General features: G+C 65.0%; 19 protein-coding genes. 8 read left to right on the top strand and 11 right to left on the bottom strand.

The window, feature by feature from the left end; translation table 11 throughout:
• Window positions 1-15: 15 nt before the first annotated feature.
• Both ABQF30_RS00200 and ABQF30_RS00195 read right to left on the bottom strand, forming a co-directional pair.
• Window positions 16-483 carry a hypothetical protein gene (locus ABQF30_RS00200; RefSeq protein WP_448460016.1) on the bottom strand — a complete coding sequence of 156 codons (468 nt, stop codon included), beginning with the start codon at window positions 481-483 and terminating at the stop codon, window positions 16-18.
• Window positions 476-754, bottom strand: coding sequence for a putative holin (locus ABQF30_RS00195; protein WP_448460014.1), 279 nt, complete (start codon window positions 752-754; stop codon window positions 476-478). Before ABQF30_RS00195 ends, ABQF30_RS00200 begins: the two co-directional genes overlap by 8 nt.
• Before the next feature lie 199 nt (window positions 755-953).
• Here ABQF30_RS00195 and ABQF30_RS00190 point away from each other — a divergent pair, with 199 nt between their 5' ends.
• Entirely contained in the window at window positions 954-1,820 is an 867-nt protein-coding gene (locus tag ABQF30_RS00190) for a cyclopropane mycolic acid synthase family methyltransferase (RefSeq protein ID WP_448460013.1), read from the top strand.
• Window positions 1,821-1,826: 6 nt separating this feature from the next.
• On the opposite strand, the gene ABQF30_RS00185 is transcribed toward ABQF30_RS00190, so the two are convergent.
• Window positions 1,827-2,300 carry a DUF779 domain-containing protein gene (locus ABQF30_RS00185; protein ID WP_448460011.1) on the bottom strand — a complete coding sequence of 158 codons (474 nt, stop codon included), beginning with the start codon at window positions 2,298-2,300 and terminating at the stop codon, window positions 1,827-1,829.
• A 31-nt stretch (window positions 2,301-2,331) separates the two neighbouring features.
• Window positions 2,332-3,855, bottom strand: coding sequence for an aldehyde dehydrogenase (adh, locus tag ABQF30_RS00180; RefSeq protein ID WP_448460009.1), 1,524 nt, complete (start codon window positions 3,853-3,855; stop codon window positions 2,332-2,334).
• 61 nt (window positions 3,856-3,916) lie between these two features.
• Here adh and ABQF30_RS00175 point away from each other — a divergent pair, with 61 nt between their 5' ends.
• The 5 genes from ABQF30_RS00175 to ABQF30_RS00155 are packed head-to-tail and all read left to right on the top strand — an operon-like array spanning window position 3,917 to window position 8,669.
• Window positions 3,917-5,944 carry a prolyl oligopeptidase family serine peptidase gene (locus ABQF30_RS00175; protein ID WP_448460007.1) on the top strand — a complete coding sequence of 676 codons (2,028 nt, stop codon included), beginning with the start codon at window positions 3,917-3,919 and terminating at the stop codon, window positions 5,942-5,944.
• 54 nt (window positions 5,945-5,998) lie between these two features.
• Complete coding sequence (locus tag ABQF30_RS00170) at window positions 5,999-6,661, top strand: class I SAM-dependent methyltransferase (RefSeq protein ID WP_448460005.1); 663 nt, start codon at window positions 5,999-6,001, stop codon at window positions 6,659-6,661.
• Between the two features lie 31 nt (window positions 6,662-6,692).
• Window positions 6,693-6,959, top strand: coding sequence for a hypothetical protein (locus tag ABQF30_RS00165; RefSeq protein ID WP_448460003.1), 267 nt, complete (start codon window positions 6,693-6,695; stop codon window positions 6,957-6,959).
• Window positions 6,960-6,990: 31 nt separating this feature from the next.
• Window positions 6,991-7,890, top strand: coding sequence for a crotonase/enoyl-CoA hydratase family protein (locus tag ABQF30_RS00160; RefSeq protein WP_448460001.1), 900 nt, complete (start codon window positions 6,991-6,993; stop codon window positions 7,888-7,890).
• 59 nt (window positions 7,891-7,949) lie between these two features.
• A complete protein-coding gene (locus tag ABQF30_RS00155; RefSeq protein ID WP_448463316.1) occupies window positions 7,950-8,669 on the top strand; it encodes an MgtC/SapB family protein in 720 nt (239 codons plus the stop codon).
• On the opposite strand, the gene ABQF30_RS00150 is transcribed toward ABQF30_RS00155, so the two are convergent.
• The 6 genes from ABQF30_RS00150 to ABQF30_RS00125 all read right to left on the bottom strand — a co-directional run bounded on the left by ABQF30_RS00150 (window position 8,666) and on the right by ABQF30_RS00125 (window position 14,772).
• Window positions 8,666-9,511, bottom strand: coding sequence for a hypothetical protein (locus ABQF30_RS00150; protein ID WP_448459999.1), 846 nt, complete (start codon window positions 9,509-9,511; stop codon window positions 8,666-8,668). The genes ABQF30_RS00155 and ABQF30_RS00150 overlap by 4 nt on opposite strands.
• 31 nt (window positions 9,512-9,542) lie before the next feature.
• The gene (gene ppk2, locus ABQF30_RS00145) at window positions 9,543-10,400 is read right to left on the bottom strand and encodes a polyphosphate kinase 2 (protein WP_448459997.1); all 858 of its coding nucleotides are present in this window, start codon (window positions 10,398-10,400) and stop codon (window positions 9,543-9,545) included.
• 74 nt (window positions 10,401-10,474) lie between these two features.
• Window positions 10,475-11,992 (bottom strand): aldehyde dehydrogenase family protein, encoded by a 1,518-nt coding sequence (locus ABQF30_RS00140; RefSeq protein WP_448459995.1) that lies wholly within the window; start codon window positions 11,990-11,992, stop codon window positions 10,475-10,477.
• A gap of 151 nt (window positions 11,993-12,143) precedes the next feature.
• Window positions 12,144-13,298 carry a hypothetical protein gene (locus ABQF30_RS00135; RefSeq protein WP_448459993.1) on the bottom strand — a complete coding sequence of 385 codons (1,155 nt, stop codon included), beginning with the start codon at window positions 13,296-13,298 and terminating at the stop codon, window positions 12,144-12,146.
• Between the two features lie 383 nt (window positions 13,299-13,681).
• Complete coding sequence (locus ABQF30_RS00130; RefSeq protein WP_448459992.1) at window positions 13,682-14,254, bottom strand: phosphatase PAP2 family protein; 573 nt, start codon at window positions 14,252-14,254, stop codon at window positions 13,682-13,684.
• The gene (locus ABQF30_RS00125) at window positions 14,254-14,772 is read right to left on the bottom strand and encodes a mycothiol transferase (protein WP_448459990.1); all 519 of its coding nucleotides are present in this window, start codon (window positions 14,770-14,772) and stop codon (window positions 14,254-14,256) included. The genes ABQF30_RS00130 and ABQF30_RS00125 overlap by 1 nt, the downstream gene beginning before the upstream one ends.
• A gap of 55 nt (window positions 14,773-14,827) precedes the next feature.
• On the opposite strand from ABQF30_RS00125, the gene ABQF30_RS00120 reads away from it, so the two are divergent.
• Window positions 14,828-16,336, top strand: a complete 1,509-nt coding sequence (locus ABQF30_RS00120; RefSeq protein WP_448459988.1) for a serine/threonine-protein kinase — start codon at window positions 14,828-14,830, stop codon at window positions 16,334-16,336.
• A complete protein-coding gene (locus tag ABQF30_RS00115) occupies window positions 16,336-16,839 on the top strand; it encodes a hypothetical protein (protein WP_448459986.1) in 504 nt (167 codons plus the stop codon). Before ABQF30_RS00120 ends, ABQF30_RS00115 begins: the two co-directional genes overlap by 1 nt.
• 3 nt (window positions 16,840-16,842) lie before the next feature.
• On the opposite strand, the gene ABQF30_RS00110 is transcribed toward ABQF30_RS00115, so the two are convergent.
• Complete coding sequence (locus ABQF30_RS00110) at window positions 16,843-17,229, bottom strand: VOC family protein (RefSeq protein WP_448459984.1); 387 nt, start codon at window positions 17,227-17,229, stop codon at window positions 16,843-16,845.
• Window positions 17,230-17,264 lie beyond the last annotated feature (35 nt).

Below are 17,264 nucleotides of genomic sequence, written 5' to 3'. Positions count from 1 at the left end.
GGCGGGGCAATGTTCCTACCGGGCGATCCACCCGAAGACGTAGGCGCCGTACAACGCCGCCGCGGCGGCGGTCGAGGCCAGCGGCGCCGACATCAACGCGATGGCCAGTGCCGACACCAACGGTTTGCGCTGTGCCATCGCCATCAGCAGGCTGCCGACCGTGCAGACGACGAGATAGATCAGTACCGCGAACACCGGCCACGTCTTGTCGACCGCCTGATACCAGTAGGAGTACAGGCCGAGACCGGCCGCGGCAGCAACGATCCACACCCCGCCCACCACGAGGACGAACGTCCACCGCTTCAGGTACTGGTAAGCGCTCGGCACGGCGACCGGATGTGCAGGAACGGGCAGCGGCTCCGAGGGCGGTTCAGTCGGCTCAGTCGGCTCGGTCGGCGAAAAATCCTCAGCCGGTGCTTCGAACTCACCGGTGTCGAACAGCGGGGTGAACGGCCCGGTCGCCGTGTCTACATCGTCAGTCACCGACCACCACCTGGATCGCGACGAGCACCCCGAACCAACCGGGTGCGATCGCCAGGACAAACGCTCCCACGGTGGTGATCCAGCGGCGTCCCGACAGCAGGATCAGCAGAGTGCCGAGGACGCCTGGGATACCGACGACGAGGGCGATCACGATATCGGGGCGAATGGTCGCCGTGACCAACAGCGTGGAGGCGATCCCGGCAATCAGCCCAACCGCCGTGCCGACCAACATTGCGCTGGTCAGCAGCCATGCACGCGGCAGCGGAATCACGTCTCGACGATAACGCCGGGCCACTGGGCCATGAATGCACACGACCGGCGCGTCGTGGGTACGAATTCACAACGATCCGCTAACCCGCTGGCTACGAATACATGGTGTGAAAGGCGACGCGTGCGGGTATTCGCCCAATCTCGACCGCCGAGTCGATTATCTCCGCTTGCCTGAGAATGACCCGCAGAAAGGTGCCATTGTGCGTAAGGCTCTCACCCCGAAGTTCTCTGACGTACAAGCCCACTACGACCTTTCCGACGACTTCTTCCGCCTGTTCCTCGACTCGACGCAGACCTACAGCTGCGCATACTTCGAACGCCACGACATGACGCTGGAAGAAGCGCAGATCGCCAAGATCGACCTGGCACTCGGCAAGTTGCGGCTCGAGCCGGGGATGACGTTGCTCGACATCGGCTGCGGTTGGGGCGCCACGATGCGACGTGCGATCGAACGCTACGACGTCGACGTGGTCGGACTGACCCTGTCGAAGAACCAGGCCGCACACGTCCAGCAGATGTTCGACGGCATGGAGACCGAACACCGCAGGCGGGTGCTCCTTCAGGGGTGGGAACAGTTCGACGAGACTGTCGATCGGATCGTCTCCATCGGCGCGTTCGAGCACTTCGGCCACGAGCGCTACGAGGAGTTCTTCGACAAGACCTACAAGGCACTGCCGTCCGATGGCGTGATGCTGCTGCACTCCATCTGCGGTATCCATCCGCGTGATGCCCAGGCGATGGGCATTCCGGTCACGTTCGAACTGGCCAGATTCATCAAGTTCATCCTGACCGAGATCTTTCCCGGCGGGCAGCTGCCGTCCATTCCGATGGTGGACGAACTCGCCACCAAGGCCGGCTTCACCGTGACCCGGAAGCAATCGCTGCAGCCGCACTATGCGAAGACCCTCGACATTTGGGCAGCAAACCTGGAGGCCAACCGGGAACAAGCCATCGCCGTCCAGTCCGAAGAGGTCTACAACCGGTACATGAAGTACCTCACCGGCTGCGCGAAACTGTTCCGGCAGCGCCAGGTGGACGTCGTTCAGTTCACCTTGGAGAAGAAGTAGTCCGCTCTATCGCCCCGGCACCGGGCAGGCGTCTTCGGCCACCGCGACAATGCGGGTTTCCTCGTCCACAGGCCTGGCCCCGGCCGCATACCGAGCACCGGTGATGGGTGGCTCCATGGTCAGTTCATCATTCTCAGCCTCGGTGAAGGCTCGGCCGCGGGACAGAAAGCGCATGCCTTCGGGGGCCTCGAGGCTGAACCCGCCACCGCGGCCCGGGACGACGTCGATCACCAGTTGGGTGTGCTTCCACGCGTCGAACTGCGGGCCCGAGATCCAGACCGGCACACCGTCAGCCCCGACATCGAGGACCGAGAGCAGGACGTCACGATCCCCGACGATGAAGTCACCGTCGGGGTAACACATCGGCGACGACCCATCACAGCACCCGCCGGACTGATGAAACATCAACGCGCCGTGGCGTTCCTGCAGTGTCGCGAGCAGGTCGGCGGCCGCCGCGGTGATGAGTGCCCTGGACGTCATCAGAGCCCTCGTTTCTTCGCGCAAGCGCTCATCAGAAAAATCCTTGGGCTTTGTTGCTGTAGCTCACCAGCAGGTTCTTGGTCTGCTGGTAGTGGTCGAGCATCATCTTGTGGTTCTCCCGGCCGATGCCGGACTGCTTGTACCCACCGAACGCCGCATGCGCGGGGTAGGCGTGATAGCAGTTGGTCCAGACCCGGCCGGCCTTGATATCGCGGCCCGCCCGGTAGGCGGTGTTGCCGTCACGACTCCACACCCCCGCACCCAGGCCGTAGAGCGTGTCGTTGGCAATCGAAATCGCGTCGTCGTAATCGGTGAACGACGTGACAGCCACCACCGGACCGAAGATCTCCTCCTGGAAGATCCGCATCTTGTTGTTGCCGGTGAAGATCGTCGGCGCGACGTAGTAGCCGCCATTGAGTTCGCCGCCGAGCTCGGCCCGCTCACCACCGGTAATCAGCTTGGCACCTTCGGATTTCCCGATCTCGATGTACGAAAGGATCTTCTCCAACTGATCGTTGGACGCCTGCGACCCGATCATCGTCTCGGTATCCAGCGGATCGCCCTGACGCACCGCCTTGGTCCGGATCGCCGCCAACTCCAGGAACTCGTCATAGATGTCGGCCTGGACCAGCGAGCGCGACGGGCAGGTACACACCTCACCCTGATTGAGGGCGAACATCGTGAAACCCTCCAGCGCCTTGTCCTGGAAGTCGTCACCGGCAGCCATCACATCGGAGAAAAAGATGTTCGGTGACTTGCCGCCGAGTTCGAGGGTCACCGGGATCAGGTTCTGGCTGGCGTACTGCATGATCAACCGGCCCGTGGTGGTCTCCCCGGTGAACGCGATCTTGGCGATCCGATTACTCGACGCCAACGGCTTACCGGCCTCCACCCCGAACCCGTTGACAATGTTGAGCACACCCGCCGGCAACAGATCACCGATCAACGACGCCAGATACAGCACCGACGCCGGAGTCTGCTCAGCCGGCTTGAGCACCACCGCATTACCCGCGGCCAACGCCGGCGCCAACTTCCACACCGCCATCAGGATCGGAAAGTTCCACGGAATGATCTGCCCAACCACACCCAACGGCTCATGGAAGTGATAAGCAACCGTGTCCTCATCGATCTGGGAGAGCGAACCTTCCTGAGCCCGCAAAACCCCCGCGAAGTACCGGAAGTGATCCACCGCCAACGGAATATCGGCGTTGAGCGTCTCGCGGATCGGCTTACCGTTGTCCCACGACTCCGCCAGCGCGATCGACTCCAGATTCTGCTCGATCCGATCGGCGATCTTGTTCAGGATCACCGCACGCTCGGCAGGCGCGGTCTTACCCCACGCCGGGGCAGCCGCATGCGCGGCATCCAACGCCTTCTCGACATCAGCCTCGGTTGACCGGGCGATCTCACAGAACACCTGACCCGTCACCGGCGTCGGATTCTCGAAATACCGACCCTCGGCCGGCGCCACCCACTCACCACCGATGTAATTGCCGTACCGGGATTCAAACGACATCAGGGCGCCCTCTGCGCCCGGGCGGGAAAAGACGGTCATCATCGACTCCTCGTAAGCGGTGTTACTCAGCTCACAGTACGCGCGCAGGCACAATGTGTGGGTGGCAGACGACCCGTACCTCTGGCTCGAGGACATCACCGGCGACGACGCGTTGGCGTGGGTGCGTGCCCACAACGAACCGACCCTCGCGGAGTTGGGCGGTGAACGTTTCGAGGCGATCCGTAGCGAGTTGCTGGAGGTGCTCGATACCGACGCGCGCATCCCGTACGTGCGCAGGCGCGAGGAGTTCCTCTACAACTTCTGGCGCGACGAGGCCAACCCGCGTGGGCTGTGGCGGCGCACCACACTGGACAGTTATCTCAGACGAGGATCCGGCGATGAGCCCTCGGGCGAAGAGCAGACAACACAGTGGGATGTACTGATCGACGTCGACGCACTCGCGAGCGCCGAGGACGAGAACTGGGTGTGGGCGGGCGCCGACGTGATCGAGCCAGAACTCACGCTGGCCTTGATCAGCCTGTCCCGCGGCGGTGCCGATGCCACGGTGACACGTGAATTCGATATGCGGACACGGGAATTCGTAATCGGCGGGTTCGATCTTCCGGAAGCCAAGTCTTCGGTGGCGTGGGAGGACGAGAACACCCTGCTGGTGTGCACGGACTTCGGTGACGGGTCGATGACCGAATCCGGATACCCGCGCATCGTCAAGCGTTGGCGTCGTGGCGAACCGCTGGATAACGCCGAAACGGTGTACGAGGCGGAGCCCACGGATATCCGCGTCATCGCCGGCGTAGACCGGACCCCGGGCTACGAACACACCCGTCTGGGCCGCTACACCGATTTCTACAACCGCATCCGGTACGAGGTGCGGGACGGCGGGTTGGTCAAGATCGAGGTCCCGACGGACGCGACGATATCGCTGCACCGGGAGTGGATGCTCATCTTGCTGCGAACCGACTGGCAGTTCGGGCCGACCACATACCCCGCGGGCGGGATGCTGGCCACCAAGTTCGACGACTTCCTCTCCGGCACAGCAGATCTCACCACCGTCTACGAGCCGGACGAGCACAGTTGCCTGTCCGAGATCCACTGGACAAGAGACAAGCTGATCCTCATCACGCTGCGCGACGTGTCCAGTCATGTCGAGATCGTCACTCCCGGAACGTGGGAGCGAGAAGACGCACCCGGCATCCCGCCGAACGCGGCAACCTCCGTCGTCGACGCCGATCAGTTCGGCGATGAAGTGTTCTACAACTCAAGTGGTTTCGTCACCCCCGCGCGGCTGTTGCACGGCACCGCCGGTGGGCCTCTGGTCCAGATCAAATCCGCTCCAGAGTTCTTCGACGCCGACGGCATCGAGGTCGAGCAGTACTTCGCCACGTCGAAGGACGGCACGAAGGTCCCGTACTTCGTGGTCGGCCGGCGCGCCGAGCCAGGCCCGACCTACCTGTACGGCTACGGCGGATTCCAGAACTCACTGACGCCGGGCTATGCCGGTGGCCTGGGCCGGGGGTGGCTGTCCCGCGGCGGCACCTACGTGCAGGCCAACATCCGCGGCGGTGGCGAGTACGGGCCGCGGTGGCATACCCAGGCGATGCGGGAGAACCGGCACCTGGTGTACGCGGACTTCGCCGCCATCGCCGCCGATCTGGTGCACCGCGGCATCACCACGGTCGAGCAGCTCGGGGCCGGCGGCGGCAGCAACGGCGGCCTGCTGATGGGCGTCATGCTGACGCGGTATCCAGAGTTGTTCGGCGCCTTGGTGTGCAGTGTGCCGCTACTCGACATGAAGCGCTTCCACCTGCTGCTGGCCGGGGCGTCCTGGGTGGCCGAATACGGCGATCCCGATGATCCGGCGGACTGGGAATTCATGTCGGAATACTCGCCGTATCAGAATGTTTCGAACTCACTGCAGTATCCCCCGATCCTGATCACCACGTCGACCCGCGACGACCGGGTGCACCCCGGCCACGCCCGCAAGATGACCGCGGCGTTGGAGGCGGCCGGCCATCGGGTGTCCTACTACGAGAACATCGAGGGCGGCCACGGCGGCGCGGCGGACAACAAGCAGGCCGCGTTCAAGACCGCGTTGACCTACGAGTTCCTCTGGCGGACGCTCGGCGGGTGAGCTAGCACCGCGCACCCCTTGACGTCCCAACCCTGACGCCGGGATGGTGGAGCCATGGCCGATCTACCCAAGAACTGGGCAGGACGCGTCGGCAGGTTCGGTGGCGCGATGTACGACTTCGGGGTCGAGCGCGAGTGGCTGGCCGGTCCGGCCGGGCTTGCGTTGTGGGGCACCGAAACCCGTCTGTTGTTCGATAGCATCCGCAGTTTGGGAAACCTGCCCGACGGCACCAGGCTCCTTGACGTTCCGTGTGGCGGCGGCTTGGCGTTACGCGGATTGCGCGCGGAGCAGCGGCTGCGCTACGTCGCGGCGGACATCTCACCCGACATGTTGGCTCGGGCCAGGCGCCGGGCACATATTTTGAGGCGTGACGACATCGAGTTCACCGAGGCCGACATCGAAAACATGCCCTTCGGAGACGGCGAGTTCGACCGGTGCGTGAGCTTCAACGGGCTCCACTGCCTCCCGGATCCCGCGGCGGCGGTGCGCGAGATGGCGCGCTGTCTGACACCCGGTGGCCAACTCGTCGGCGACGCAGTCGTCCGCGGCGCCGGGTTCCGCCAGGATCTGCTTATCACCGCCTTCCAGCGCGCCGGGGTTTTCGGGCCCGGCGGCACCGCCGACGATGTGCGAGGCTGGCTCACCGATGCCGGGTTGCACGTCGAGCGGCTGCGCCGCTCCGGGGCGGTCATACATTTCACCGCGACGCGCTCCTGAATCAGGCTCAGCGACCAATATGCTGACCGGCATGTCGGTGTTTCGCCGCTATCTCGCGTTCCAGGCAATGACGCTGGTCTTCGGCATCGTCGGTCCCATCTTCCTCGGCGTTTACTTTGCCGCCCAACCGGATCCGGAGCTCAAGTGGATGTACTGGGCCGGATTGTTCATCACTGCCGCGGACGTCCTCATCGCCATCGCCCTCACCGAGGCGAGCACGAGAGAAGACCGGGCACCCGCCCATATCCGCGTCGCGCCGGGTCTACAGGTTTTCCGGCAACGGCACGACGACTCTTGACTTCGCCGGGCAAAGTGGCTCGACTGCTGCCATGGCCCATGAGTTCGAGACCCTGCTGTACCGCACTGCCGCGCCGGTCGCGACCATCACGCTGAACCGCCCCGAGCAGCTCAACACGATCGTTCCGCCCATGCCCGAAGAGATCGAGAAGGCCATCGGCATGGCCGAACGCGACCCCGAGATCAAGGTGATCGTGCTGCGCGGTGCCGGCCGGTCGTTCTCCGGTGGCTACGACTTCGGCGGCGGCTTCCAGCAATGGAGCCAGGCGATGAACACCGACGGCCGCTGGGACCCCGGCAAGGACTTCGCGATGGTCAGCGCCCGCGAAACCGGGCCCACCCAGAAGTTCATGGCCATCTGGCGGGCGTCCAAGCCGGTGATCGCCCAGGTGCACGGCTGGTGTGTGGGCGGGGCAAGTGATTACGCGTTGTGCGCCGACATCGTCATCGCCAGCGACGATGCCGTGATCGGCACCCCCTATGCCCGCATGTGGGGTGCCTATCTCACCGGCATGTGGCTGTACCGGTTGAGCCTGGCGAAGGTGAAATGGCATTCGCTGACCGGTGAGCCGCTGACCGAAAAGGAGGCCGCCGCATCCGAACTCATCAACGAGTCGGTGCCTTTCGAACAGCTGGAGGCCCGGGTGGCCGAGGTGGCCGCCAAACTGGCGCGAATCCCGTTGTCGCAGCTTCAAGCTCAGAAGCTGATCGTCAACCAGGCCTACGAGAACATGGGCCTGGCCTCCACTCAGACCTTGGGCGGGATTCTTGACGGCCTGATGCGCAATACGCCTGACGCGCTGGAGTTCATCGACACCGCCGCCAATGACGGGGTGCGCGCGGCCATCGAGCACCGCGACGGGCCGTGGGGCGATTACAGCCAGGCGCCGCCGGATCGCCGTCCCGACCCGTCGCACATCATCGAGCCGTAGCCCTGCGTGTCAGCGCCATAGGTCAGCAGACACCGGGGCACACTTCATCCATGCAATCCATGCCTGCTCTCGAGCTGCTCACTCGGGTGGGGTTCGCGACGCTGCTGGGCATCGCGATCGGCATGGAGCGCCAGTGGCGGTCCCGGCTGGCAGGCCTGCAGACCATGGCCTTGGTGAGCATGGGCTCGGCGCTGTACCTGATCCTCGGCGCCTACGCGTTCGAGGGTGCTGACCCCACCCGGGTGGCCGCACAGATCGTCACGGGCATCGGCTTTCTCGGTGCGGGCGTGATCATGAAGCAGGGCATGTCGGTGACGGGACTGAACACGGCCGCCACACTCTGGGCGACAGCCGCCGTCGGTGCGATGGCGGGCGCCTGGTTCTGGCGTGAAGCCATCGCCGCAGCGGGCATCATCATCGTGGCGAACGGTCTCCTGCACTCGGTCGGCCAGCGCATGGACCGCGTCAAGACCCGCACCGGCCGCGAGAATTCACCGGCCGACTACGTGCTCGATGTCGCGTGCCGCGCCGACGCGGAAGCCGAAGTGCGGGCACTCATTCTGCGAACGGTCACCAGGCCCGAGCTGAGGCTGCAGTCGCTGCTCTCGACGGCCGCCAAGACCTCCGACGAGGTTCGACTCCGGGCCGAGCTGTCCGCCGACGTGCGCGACGACAAGATTTTCGAAGACGCGGTCGCCAGCGTCAGCCTGCAACCCGAGATCCGGTCGGCTCGGTGGGCGATCCGCGACGAGGCGCCTGCCGATTGGATTGGAAGTTAGTCCGGACGACGGCGCAGGCCACCCAACATCGCCACGACCACCCCGAACACCACCAGCACACCACCGGCGGCAAGCGTCAGGTTGAGCCATTGGTGCAGGCTGTCCGTGGCGTGGCCGACCATCGCATCGGCGATCTGGCGGATGTCGCCGCTGGTGTGGTTGAGCGCGTCGTTCACGTAGCGCCGGGCCACCTCGAGTCCGGCCCACCCGGCGGCACCGACCAGGAGCGCCGAAACACCGAGCGCCGCAAGTGTTTTGCCGCGGGCACGCGCGACCGCCAACGTCAGCAGGGCAAAGACCGCGGCCAGCACGGTGGCGCCGACACTGACCCACGGTCCCCACGTCGCCAGCAGGCGCAGCTTTCCGGGCTCCAAACCTGCCGGAGGTGACGCGGTGATCGGCACCGTAAGTGTCTGCGGCGCTTCGATGTTGAAGTTGGACAAGGTTTGCTGAAACGACGTGTCCGCCAACATCGGGGCCAGATCGATCACCCAGGCACCGTCGGCGTCACGGGACACCCGATCGGTGAACATCCACGTGTGGGCGATCTCGTTGGCGCGGGCGAACTGCCCCGGAAACGCCTCGCCGGCGGTGTAGGCGTTGGCGACAGCGCGCACCTGGTCCGGGGGTATATCGACGCTGTCGCCGGCAAGTGCGAGCACCTGGGTGGTGAGTTCGCCTGCCACTGCCTGCTGTAACTGCGGATCCTCGGCGGCCGACGCGGCGAAAGTCGAGTAGCCGCGCTGGTCGACGACGTTCTTCTGTGCCCATGCGGTTGGCACCGCCACCGCGAGCAGCACCGTCGTCAGCACCCACAGGAACAGCGTCGTCAGAAAGCGCACGCCGTCCTCCTAGTTCGGGGCGGCATCGGCGTCAGTCCGACAGCGCACGCCCCACGATCAGTGGGTCGGCCTGGCCGACCACTTCATGGTCCTTGTTGTCGTAGTCGAACTTACCGAGGACATAGCGCATCGCGTTGATACGGGCGCGTTTCTTGTCGTTGCTCTTCACCACGGTCCACGGTGCGATCTCGGTGTCCGTCCAGGCGAACATGTCCTCTTTGGCCGCGGTGTAGTCGTCCCACTTGTCCAGCGACGCGAGATCGGTGGGCGACAGCTTCCACTGCCGTACCGGATCGACCTGACGGATGGTGAACCGCGTGCGTTGCTCGGACTGCGTCACCGAGAACCACAGCTTCGTCAGGCTGATGCCGTCATTGACCAGCATCTGTTCGAACAGCGGGGCCTGGCGGATGAACTCGGCGTGCTGGCGGGGCGTGCAGTAACCCATCACGCGCTCGACACCGGCGCGGTTGTACCAGGACCGGTCGAAGAGCACGATCTCACCGGCGTGCGGAAGGTGCTCGACGTAGCGCTGGAAGTACCACTGAGTGCGTTCCTTCTCGGTGGGTTTCTCCAGTGCGACGACGCGGGCACCGCGCGGGTTGAGGTGTTCAGTGAACCGCTTGATGGTGCCGCCTTTGCCTGCGGCGTCGCGTCCCTCGAACACGATGACGTGCCGGTGACCGTTGGCCTTGCTCCAGTTCTGCAGTTTCAGCAACTCGATCTGCAGCAGCCGTTTCTGCTCCTCGTAGTCGGTGCGGTTCATCCGCTCGTCGTACGGGTAGCCCTCGCGCCAGGTGTCGACGACCTCGCCGTCGGGGAGAAGGAGCAGTTCCGGGTCGTCGTCATCGTCGTCGCGGACGGCATAGCCGGCGGTGTCAAGGGTCACCGGCCGAAGGTAACCACCCCGGCAAACGTCGAGGTGGCCCCTCGGTGAACGAACGGTGGCGAGTTACGTCCCCGCTATTTGGCCTGACGCCGTGGCCGGGCCAACGCCATCTTGGTCATCAGCTTGTTCATCCGGGCCAGCGCCTTGTGGGAGTTGTTGTAGTAGTTGCCGCCCGCGCCGACGTTGGTGCGGGGCACCACGACAGTCTCCTGGCGGCAGAACTTGCGCACCCCGTCGAGGCCGCCGAATCGTGCGCCGATCCCCGAGGTCTTCCAGCCACCCATCGGCGCCGTAGTGCACATCAGGTTCGAGATGACGTCGTTGACATTGACCGCACCGCAATCCAGTTGCAGCGCGACATCTTTTGCCCGCTCGACATCCTTGGAGAACACCGACGCGCTCAACCCGTACGGGCTGTCGTTGGCCAGGCGCACGGCTTCGGCGACCGAGGACACCTTCATGATGGGCAACGTCGGACCGAAGGTCTCCTCGGACATACAGGCCATCGAGTGATCGACGTCGACGAGCACGGTCGGCGGGAAGAAGCTGCCCGCGCCTTCGGGGCGCTGACCACCGGTCAACGCCTTGGCCCCGGCGGCCACGGCGTCATTGACATGCCGTTCGGTGATCGCGACCTGGGTCTCGTCGATCTGAGCGCCGAAGTCGTAGCCTTCGCCCGCACCCATTTTGAGGTTCTCCACGGCCCGCACCACGGCCGCGACGAACTGGTCGTAGACGGGCTCGAGCACATAGACGCGCTCGACAGACACGCACGTCTGGCCGGCGTTGAACATCGCCCCCCACACGGCGGCGTTGGCGGCCAGGTCGACGTCGGCGTCCTCCAGCACGATCATCGGGTCCTTGCCACCAAGCTCGAGGCTGACCGGGGTGAGGCGGCGCGCGGCCCGCTCCATCACCTTGGCGCCGGTCGCGCTCGACCCCGTGAACTGGATGTAATCGGAGTTGTCGACGACGGCTTCGGAGACCTCACGGGCGCCCTGTGCGAGCGCCAGCACCTCGGGGGCGCCGGAATCCAGCCAGCCGCGCAGCAGGACCTCGGCGGTCAGCGGAGTGCGCTCGGACGGCTTGAGCAGCACCGCGCAGCCGGCCGCCAGTGCGCCGATCGCGTCCATCATCGCGTTGGCGACGGGATAGTTCCACGGTGCGATGATCCCGACCACCGCACGCGGACGGTAGTGCACGGCGATCTTCTTGATCGACAGGAAAGGCAGTGGCGCAGGCCGGGACTCGGGCGCCATCGCCTTCTCCACGGTCTTGATGTAGTACGACAAGATCATCAGCAGCAGCGGCACCTCCTGGGCCGCGTCCACGGACGACTTGCCGGTCTCGGCGATCAGCAGCTTCTCAATCTCGTCGCGATGCTCGCCGAGCCACACGGCGTAGCGGGCGAGCACCTTGGCCCGCCCCTTGGCCCCGCGTGCCTCCCACTCCCGCTGCGCCTCGCGCAGGCCGGCCGCGATCCGCGGCACATCGGCGGGATCGGTCCACCGCACCTGGCCGGCGACAGCGCCGGTCGCAGGGTTGCGGATAGTGCCGGTATCCGGCAGATCAACTTCAGGCGTCGCTGTCATGGGCCTATGTTAACCACCGTTTGTGATCCACGTCGCACCGGGGTTGACACCTGTCAAGTTTGCTTGCGTGTGGCCGATCCGGCAACGCGCAGGCACAGAGCAGGCACGTGCGATAACCCCTCAGTCACCGCACGTGCCTGTCTGCGGGGCCTCAGTCTTCAGATTCCTGCGACTTGACCTTCGGCGATTCCTTCGAGGTGACCTTCTTCGTCAGGTTCTTCGCCGCGGTCTGCACCCGCGCCACGGCCCTGTTCACGTTCGCCTTGGCCTTTTCGCGCCGCTGCTCGGCCCGATCCTTGGCGTCGTCGAGCGACTTGTTGATCGAGGTGTTGAGGTTCGTGACGTGCGGCTTGAAGTTCGTCACGTCACGCTTATCCGAAACATCTGCGCCCGCCCTCAAAGTGGCACCTTCAGACAACTCGCTCTCCTCAACCACATCGCCGTTGGAGTTCACGTCGACGTCGAGGAAGCCGGCGATCGCCACCCGCGTGTCTCGCGTGGCCGTCCAGAGGCGCTCGTTGCGGAACCGCATGAGCGCGCCGTCCTCGTCCTCTTGCGTCCTGAAATCACCATCACTACCGCCGCCCAACGACTCCGGAAGCGCCTGTGCCAAGCCCTCGATGGTCGGGTCGACGGTCCACAGTGGCGCATCGGTGTACGAACGGACCGCGTTGTAGAGCGCGACGTTGTCGCCCTCCGCTACGGCCTGCGCGACAGCGACCAAACCGACGGTCCCGAGAACAGCACCGTTGAGGCTCCGCACGGCCGACTCTTGCAGCCCCTCGGCGAGCATCGCGGCGTAGTTGTCGTTCGGCCATGGAGTCTCGACGCCGAGAGCCGCAGCGAACTGAGCATTGATGCCGTCACGAAGGGCCAGGAGTTCGTTGTTGCGGAACTGCATAAAGGCCCCGTCACCCGCCGAGGTATTGGTTACGTGGTCCGAGCCACCCCCGAACTCCTCCGGCAACGTGATGGCAATCGCCTCGATCAGGGGATCGACCACATAGAGCGGCGAATCGACGATCTGCCGAATCTGGGAGAAGAGCCTCTCGTTGTCACCGGCCGCGAGCTGCGCCGCAAGGATCAGCGGGACCAACGGTGCCTGCAGGATCTGATCGGCGAGTCGTTGGCCGGCCATGAAGGCCAACCCGGCTTGATTCATGCCGGTGAAGTCGGCCATCAGCGCGGTTGAGGCCTCGATTGCACGGGGTGCCGGCGTCGGTGCTGCGATCGGCGTGATCGCGATGACGCTGGCGCCGATGATCGCGATACCCGCTGTCAGGCCGCATTTTGCTCGTGTCGTCATGTGGTTGAGATCCCCTCTCGATGTTCAGGTCTCTGTGACCCGGACAGCAAAATTACGCCGACGAAAGGAAAATCTCAGCTGATTCTCAGGTTATATTTGCGTTTGCAAGTATCTCCTAGGTCAGCCGCATAGCCGCAAAGCACTTCGACGTCCTAAACACCCAGTTCAATCGGACAGGCAGCGTTTGCTGCGGTTCGTTGCAACACAAGGTTTCCGTGTTGGATCGCGTCCCGACATTCCCGACCGGGATCGAATGACCAAGCGCTGCTTAAGCGTTGATCTTGATGTGAAACCGCTGGCGACGGACGACTCGACCGACGCGCCGAGTGCGCTAGAAGTCGGGACGGCCCCGTCTTTGCGAATGCCGTGGGTGCGGTTAACTGTCAGCGAAGATCAGGTGAATCGTCGGAATTGGGTTCATTTCTCAGGTTGTGCTCATATATCGCACCGACAACGGGCACCACGGCGCTGGCCAGCAACGCCGCGCCGACCGTGTCGGTGAAGTAGTGATAGGTGATGGCTTGCCCGAACATGCCCAGCGCGCCGAGAGCGACCGCAAGGGCTACCGCCCACAGGGCCACGCCGGCCATCACAACCACCAAACCCAGAACCACGACGGCGAATGTGACATGGCCACTGGGATAGGCCAGCGCACCGCCCTTCTGGCGGTCGAAGATGCGTTTGCATATCTGAACGACGGCGATCGCCAGCGGCGGGCTCACCGCCATCGCGGCCGCCAACCGCCAGTTCCCGCGGCGCAACGCCACCACGATCGACGTCAGCAGGACCACGGCCAGCAGCCGCCAGTCGGTGAACACCAGAAACCATTCGCGGTAGGACCCCATGCGCTCGCCCAAGCGCAGGAACCAGTCGTCCAGAGGGGTCGACGCGTCACCCACCACCCAGCCCAGCAGCAGCATGGCCGCCAACCCGGTCGGCGGCCACCAGCGCGTCATCAGGCGATGAGTCCCCGGATGTAAGCGGCCTGACCGAGATGCTGTGCGCAGTCGTCGATGATGCTGACCAGCCGGGCACTTGCTGTCACCGGTGGGTTCCAGTTGGTGTCGACGACGCGGTCCAATTCCTCGGGCGTCACGGTGGCGATGTATTCCAGTGTCACCTTGTGGACGGCCCGGTAGTAGCCCGCGAGCAGCTCGGCAGGAGCCCGCACCTTCGCGACGTCCTCGGGGCTGTGGCCGTAGCCGATGTCGTCGGGCGGCAAGCCGAGACCGAACCGGTCCACCCAGCCGTCCCGGGTCCAGACCTGCTCGACACCGGCGATGTCACACAACTGCAGGTCCTGGCACCGGGCGCTGTGCCAGATCAGCCACGCGATGCTGTTGGCCTGCGGTGTCGGCCGGTAGCTCGACACCTCCTCGGTGAGCCCGTCGGTGAGGTCGTCGGTGTGCTCGATCAGTCGGCTGAACGCGTCACGCAACAACTCCCGGACGGCGTCGGAATCAGCGGCGGTCATGATGCCGACGCTACTCGCGTCAGCTTGGTGCCTGCTGCCCGCTACTATCACGGCCATGCCGTTGAACACCGGGGACGTGTTCGCCGGGTACACGATTCAACGTTTGCTCGGCACCGGCGGCATGGGCGAGGTCTATCTGGCGCAACATCCCCGGCTCCCCCGCCAGGATGCGCTGAAGATCCTGCCCGAGTCGTTGACCTCCGACACGCAATACCGGCAGCGGTTCAACCGCGAAGCCGATATCGCAGCCGGCCTGTGGCATCCCCATATCGTCGGGCTGCACGATCGCGGCGAGACCGACGGCCAACTGTGGATCGCCATGGATTACGTGGACGGCACCGACGCATCGCGGCTGGTCCGGGAGCATCACCCGAGGGGCATGCCGCTGCGCGAGACGATCGAGATCGTCACCGCGATCGCCGAGGCCCTCGATTACGCGCATGCCCGCAACCTGTTGCACCGTGACGTCAAGCCCTCCAACATCCTGCTCACCCAACCCGATCACGCTACTCGCGCCCAGCGCCGAATTCTGCTGGCGGACTTCGGCGTTGCGCGCCGCACCGACGACATCAGCGGCCTCACCGCCACCAACATGGCCGTGGGTTCGATGGCCTACGCCGCCCCCGAACAGCTGCTGGGACAAGCGACTGACGGACGGGCGGACCAATATGCCTTGGCGGCCAGCGCTTTTCATCTTCTGACCGGGCGCTCGCCGTTCCATCACTCCAACCCCGCAGTCGTCATCAGCAAGCATCTCAACGAATCGCCGCCGCGCCTGAGCGAATCCCGTCCGGAGCTCGCCCACCTCGACGCCGTCCTGTCGAAAGGGCTGGCAAAGGAGCCGGACGCGCGGTACCCGCGCTGCGAGGACCTCGCTCGCGCCTTTGCCGCCGTCGCGACCGTCGCGGCCAAGCCCGTCGAGCGGGTACGCCCGCCTGATCCGCCGCCACCGCCGCCCCGTCCGATGGTCATGCCGCCCACTGTCGCGCCACCGGGCAGTAGCCCGTCCATCAGCGTGCCACCTGCTGCGGCATGGTCGAGCACGCCACCGACTTTGCAGCCTCGTCCTGCGCAGAAGCGCCGCCCCACAACGGTTCTCATTCCGGCGGTGCTCGCGGTGTTGTTGGTGTTCGCGATCGGTTTCGCGGTCACCCAGTTCGGCCGCAGCGCCCCGGCGGCGAGCACCACTCCACAGTGGCAGCCCTACGTCGAAGCGGCCAGGGATTTCGGGCTCAACTACGTCACCGTGAGCGCCGACTCGGTCGACGCCGACATCCCATCGCTACTCGACGGGTCGACAGGACCATTGCACGACGAGCTCCAGAAGGATGCGGCGCAGCTGAAGCAGAAGGCCGTCGCCGACGGCACCAAGGCCGACGGAACGGTCACCGGAGCCGGCATCGAATCGTTCTCGTCCGACGAGGCAGTGGTTTTGGTCAGCATCGACACCAGGACCACCGAGAACACCAACGCGCCACGCCAGGACGCGGTTCAGCGGCTGGCGGTAACCGTGGTCAGCGTCGGCGACGGATACAAGGCCTCGAAGCTGGAGTTCGTGGACTGATGGCGCGCGGAAGAGGTTCGGTGCTGCTGGTGGTCGGCCTCATCGTCGGGATAGTGGTCGCGCTCGGCCTTGGCACCTGGCAACTGGTCGACAAGAGCCGGCCTGCGCCGGAACTGGTCGCCAACCAGACCAACGCCCGCGACGAGGTTCTCGACGTCGTGACCGTCAATGTCGAGAAGATTCTGAGCTACACGCCGCAAACCGACGACGCCGACGTCGACGACAACGCCACCCTGTTGACCGGCCAGGCGGTGGACAACTACCGGGACATGATGCAGTCGAAGGTCTCCATCGCGAGGTCCAACGGCGTCACGCAGACGTCCACCATCCGGAAGGCGGCAGTCGAAGGCCTGTCCGCCGACAAAGCTCAGGTGTTGACCTTCGTCGACCAGGCGACGGCGTCGACCGGCAATGGCACCCGCACGCAAGCCGCGCTCGCGATCCAGGTCAACCTGAGCAAGGTCGACGGCACCTGGCTGATCGAGGCCATCACCACGCTGTAGCAGTTATTGCGGCGCGGCCCCGTGGAACACCGCCTCGACGTTGTTGCCGTCAGGGTCGCGGACAAACGCGCCGAAGTAGCCCGGGTGATATTCGGGCCACACCCGGGGCGCGTGCAGCGATTCCAGACCCAACTTCAACGCGGCGTCGTAGAACGCCTGGACGGCCTCGACACCGGAAGCGTGGAAGGCCACGTGGATTTCCCGGTTGGTTTCGGCTGTGCCATTGGCGGCGGCGTCGGCGATCCAGAACGCCGGATGTCCGTCCTTGCCGTAGCCGATGGCCACGCCGTAATCCAGCTGCCGGGTGTAGCCCAGCACCCCCAGGACCGTGTCGTAGAACTCCTTCGACTTCGCGAAGTCGGCACAGTTGATTCCGAAATGATCGATCACGCGGTCGATCCTGGCACGGGGCACCGACAGATCGT

This window comes from Mycolicibacterium sp. XJ870, from assembly GCF_053483975.1.
Note: the sequence above shows the minus strand (reverse complement) of the source record. Positions and strands in the feature narration are given on the sequence as shown.